Annotated in this window: 5 protein-coding genes; all 5 read left to right on the top strand. The window is 63.2% G+C overall.

All coding sequences use genetic code 11. From position 1 onward, the window contains the following. Positions 1-250 precede the first annotated feature (250 nt). Positions 251-1252 (top strand): hypothetical protein, encoded by a 1002-nt coding sequence (locus tag BJF79_RS31305; protein ID WP_075902843.1) that lies wholly within the window; start codon positions 251-253, stop codon positions 1250-1252. Between the two features lie 127 nt (positions 1253-1379). Next, entirely contained in the window at positions 1380-2363 is a 984-nt protein-coding gene (locus tag BJF79_RS54090) for a hypothetical protein (RefSeq protein WP_143220449.1), read from the top strand. Then, complete coding sequence (locus BJF79_RS31300; RefSeq protein WP_075902841.1) at positions 2360-3892, top strand: TNT domain-containing protein; 1533 nt, start codon at positions 2360-2362, stop codon at positions 3890-3892. The genes BJF79_RS54090 and BJF79_RS31300 overlap by 4 nt, the downstream gene beginning before the upstream one ends. A gap of 22 nt (positions 3893-3914) precedes the next feature. Continuing rightward, complete coding sequence (locus BJF79_RS54085) at positions 3915-4685, top strand: DUF6406 domain-containing protein (protein WP_143220447.1); 771 nt, start codon at positions 3915-3917, stop codon at positions 4683-4685. Between the two features lie 86 nt (positions 4686-4771). Next, positions 4772-5058 (top strand): hypothetical protein (locus tag BJF79_RS31295; RefSeq protein WP_262402797.1); only part of this gene is annotated, 287 nt, incomplete at its 3' end.

Below are 5058 nucleotides of genomic sequence, written 5' to 3'. Positions count from 1 at the left end.
GGCCCGGCGCCACCGCCTACTACCTGCGCAACCACAACATCCCACCCGAACCCGGCCTCGTCGGCCACGCCCGCGGCGCCCTCTTCGCCATCCCCGACGTCGACGAAGAAACCCGCGCAGAAGCCGTCACCGCCGTCAACGAACGCGCCTGACCTACAGCGTCGTTTCTCCGAACCGCCCTGAATCGGGTGATGGCGTGACCGCTCACGAACCAGCTCACGTCCCCTACGCACGACGCACCAACGGACCGGTGCGCTACTACCCCATCGTGCGGAACGGGGAGACGGTCGGGTACCTGTGGGCGTCCAAGGAGGACGATGCCGCATCCTGCCTGCGACGGCTGGCGAAGAAGGAAGAGAGCCTGCGGGCCTACCACGTGTGGAACGAGCGGCTGAAAGCTTCCAAGGCTGAAGGACTCACTCCTCTGCAAGCCTTACGCCGGTGGGCAGGCACCGACGACGGTGGCGAGGGTGGGCGTCTGGACGTACCAGAGCGCGAGGCGTCGACTCTGGCCGAGTTGCGCGAGATCGCGAACCCCGGCCATGTTGATCCCATCGAAGAGGAGCGCCGCGCGAACCCGCTGGGCTCCTGGCGGCAGGGCACGTCCCCGATCGTGACGTTCCGCCCTCGTGACTTCCCGAAGACGACCGAGGGTCCGGTCCGCTATGTCTCCGTCATGAAGGACGGAGACATCCTCGGATATCTATGGGCATCGACAGCGGACGACGCGGCGTCGTACATGTATCGAGTCGCCGCCGGCGACGACGGGTTCAATTCGGCCGTGCCCTGGCGCAGAGCGCTACGCGCCGCGCTGGAATATGGAATGACGCCCATGCAGGCACTCCATCATGCGATCGGCACACCGCAGGACGACCGCGCCGGCGGCATCCCCACCGACACACTGATCAACGAAGCCCCGAACCTCGCTGCGCTGCGAAGTATCGCGCAAGTCCAGCCTGCCCTTGGTTACGTCCTTGAGCGAGAGCGTAAAAAAGTGCCACCCGGCGGCGAGGAACAGACCGTGACTGCGAACTATCCGGAATACTACCTGTACGAGGACATTCCCGTAGTTTTCATTGAAACGCCAGACGGTGGATTGGACTGCCTGGCACTTTCCAATACTACCGGCGAATTCGAGCGAGACATGCGCTTCGTCCACAAGATTCACTTCGGCACGACTGCAGATATCCAGGAAGTGAATCGCGAAGAATTCCTTCGGCACGTCGAAGAGTATCGCAGCAAGCATCTTTAGGGTGAAAACGGCGGGTTGCGGCCCACACCGCATCAGCGAGCCCCTTGGTAGCCTGCGGTTCGCAGTCGGTCCGGAGGTCACAGACCGGCGCGGGTTGGCTTCCGAACGAGTCCAGGAGAGATTCCCCATGGCTGCCGCCGCCGTCAGCGCTGAGGCGCTTCCGTTGGTTCCGCAGGACGAGTACGAACTCGTGGGGCGGTTGTACCCGGAGAGCGCCTGGATGTTCGTTTGGGGGCGCCGTCTGCTGCGGGACATGGTCGGTGGCGGGGTATCTCGCTTCCTCGTGGGCCGACGGGGACCGGGGTGCTGGTCGGTATTGCACACCGACTCGGCTTGGGTCGCCGTCCGGTGTGCGGACGACGTGCTGCCTGCACTGCCGACTCATGCTGTGGCATGCGATTCCGCGCGGGAGGCGGTCGCCTACGCTGCGGCAGGGATGATGGTCGACGCTGGAGTGTCGATCGATAGCCATCTGCTCTGGGACCTGGGTTTCATCGAACCGGCACGGGCTCCTTCGTCCGTCCCCCTGGTATGGAAGCCGACGGAGCGGGCCCGGAGGCTGGACTCGTCCTCTCGTGATGACGGGCGCGCGCGTTACGAAACCGACGGCTTCGCACTTGAGCGGCTTCGGGGCCGTCCCGCGCGTTTCGGCGTACTGTCACCAGGGCCGGCGCCAGACGGTGGCCTGTTCCTGAACAGGCACGAATTCTTCACGAGCTTGTCTCACTCACGTCTTCCCGGCGACTTCGCGGTGAGCAGCGGCGAGAAGTTGCTCGAAAATACACTTCTGGAAGGTTATGGAAGCCCCAACGTACCCTACCTGTTCAGCATGAGAACACCGTTCGAGCGCCAGGGACTTCCACAGACCGCGAGCGGACACGACTGGCACATTTACTTGACTCAGCGGCCACTATGGACATTCCCCGGATTTCCCGTTGAGGAGACCACCGTCCCCGCCGTGGGAGCGATCGAGGCAAAAGGACCATCGACCGGTGGGCAGGGTTATCTGTTTCGTGATTTGGTCTCGTCTCTCTTGCGATCCGGAGAGATCATCGAGGTATCGCGCTGGGAGGGAACGCGACTTCTCAAAGAAGGCAGGGCTCGGCGGTGACCGCCTCGGATTTCAATGAGCGGCTCAACGACATCGCTTCGTTGCTGGTGCACATCATGCCTGAATGCTGGGAAAAGGCGTATTTCGTGTACAGCGCCGTGGGCACTTCCTTCGAGGCCGTCACCATCGGCGGCGGATTGGCGGATCCGAGCCGTCTGAACGAGCACAACCGCGCCTCGGTCGGAAGCATGCGCAAGGCCGAGGAGCTAGTCCCCGAGTCCGGCGTGTACGAGCTCCTACGCGACCTGCGTACCCACATGTACGAAGAAGGCCGAGGCGCATGGTGGCGGATGGTCCTGATCGTCCGCTGTCACGCGGATTCACCGTCGCCGTCCGCCGAAAGTCTACCCCAGTGGGAGGTCAAGTTCGAGCACCCCCAGCATATCGACTGGTGGGACGAAGATTTCTGGCGCGAGAACATCACTCCCGCAGCCGCTTATGAAGATCTGAAAATCTTTCCCCGGAATGCGGAGAGCATCCCCGCATGGTTGGAGCAACTCGCGTCGGTGCACGTCCCGGCGGCCCACTTCGATCCCCAAAAGGTTATGCATTCACCGCAGCGGGAAAAGGACCTGGCAGCTCTCCTCCCTGCGGGCCTCAAGGAGTTGTTCCCTGCGGCGCGCGGGTGTCTGCTGGAATTGCTGCCGCCCGGACTCGCCGACCGGTTCCAGGTCGGACGGCTCGCGGACGGGAGCTGGTCGGTCATCGCTGCCTCGCCGTCCTGGCTGGCGGTACGGGTGGACGAGGGCACCTGCACCGAAGTGCATGCGTTCGCGGAGCCCAGACCCGCCGTCGCCTTCGCGGTAGGGGCGGTCTTGGCCGAGGCCGGAACCGAAGTCAACTCCTCGATCCTTCGAGCCGCCGGCGTTCTGTCCAAGGAGGAGTCTCCCCGCAAGCTGATCAACGCCTGGTCCCTCGGCGACTACCGAAGCAACGGAGGCAAGGCATCCCGCCGGACGCTCGCCGCCCCACGGCCGAAGGGCCGCGCGGCCGCGAGGCGCCGGTACGTTGAACTGTGGCCCCTTCATAACCGGCCTGGAGTGCACTTCGTATGCCAGCCCGGCCCACCACCCGCCAGAGGCGCCTTCGTCAGCACGCACGAGATTTTCCAGTGGCATGCTGAGAATCTGCTCCCGCAGGAGGCTCCCCCCACCGCCGATCCGCACGCCGAAGATGCATTTCCCCGCGAGATGCTGGCGGTCGGCATGGAACTGGACGCCTACGGCGATCGGGCTGGCGAGTTCCTCTTTACGATCGGCACCCCCTTCTCCAGCAGAGGTGTGCAGGGCACACCGGACGAGCACCCGTATCACGTCTACCGGGTGCAGCGTCCCTTCCCGGTATCTCCGGGCCTTTTCTCTCCCGCTCCGATCTTTTCCACTGGTAATGACGAACGTTCGGAGACCTCTGGGACCGGCTCGCGTGGCTTCTACCTCGGCCGTCCGATCTCTGACCTGCTCGACTCAGGAGAATTGATCGAGATCACCGGCCCCGGGGGCGCCCCGGTTCCCGGCACCGACCATGACTGATTCGAGGCGAGAGGAAATCCCGATGCTCCAACCGCCTTACGCGGTCCCTCCCCCTCACGAACCGCAGCCCTATCAACAGGAAGAACACGGGCAACTCGTCGAGGAACTCAAGGGGACCCTGGCGAGTATCGCGCCGGACGACTGGCGACGCATCGATCTTCGGCTCCGCATGACCGTCGAAACCGGTCACGTCATCATCAGGGCGATGCGATGGAGCGGTACTTCCCGCTGGGTGGAGCCCGTCCCCGACCTCACCCGGATCGCCGCCCGACTGCGGTCGATCATGTACAGGCCCGGCGAAGGCACGTGGTTCGCGATGCGGTTCATGATGGACCCACCCGACGTGTACTGGGTCAGCTACAACCGTAGACACAACCCGCTATGGGATCCGCCGCTCCCCGCCAAGGAATGGGAACACGAACTAGCCGTCTTCCCACGAAACCGTGAACACACTCCACAATGGCTTCGCGACCTGCTCGGGCCTGAGAACGAGGACGGCTGCGACCGACCGACGTCCGAGGAACGCCCGCCGAGCATGGATTCATGCAATATTATTTTGCAACGCAATCAACAAGTAAACGCACCTTTTGCCTCGTTCTCGGCCAGGCATGTCTACGATGACGGAGGGCTTCGCGGCCCTGAAGTCACCCTAAGTGTTTCGGATCAGAGCGAAAAGCGCTACACCCTTCGCCCCGGCGACACCTTCCCTGTAAACGGACAACGCTGGATATTGAACCGCGTCGACTTCATCGGCACTACCGACTGGGCTGTCTTTCTTAGACGAGTAGACTGACCGCTCGCAGATAAACTCCCACCACAACGCTGACATGAGACTACGTCGCCGATATCAACTTCAACCACGATGCCGACATCGAAAAGGTGTCGTTCGACGACTTCACCACTGCACTGGAGATTCACCGAGCACGTAACAGGGTCGGGAAAGGGTCTCTCAAGACGCTTTACGAGATCATGCACGGCCTCGAAATCACTGCCTACAAGCAGGGCCGAATACTCACACCCGGTGAGGAATCGCTGATCCGCTCTCTCGGCGAGCGGACGCACCCCATGTTCGAGGAGTACCTGCGTGATCAGGGCCTCACCGGCACGCCGCAGCCCAACCCCGCTCCCCTGCGCATCGCCCGCCTCTTCGACTCCCTCGACGCCTC

It is taken from the genome of Actinomadura sp. CNU-125, from assembly GCF_001942465.1.
Lineage (GTDB): Bacteria > Actinomycetota > Actinomycetes > Streptosporangiales > Streptosporangiaceae > Spirillospora.
This window is presented reverse-complemented; position numbering and strand designations above follow the sequence as displayed.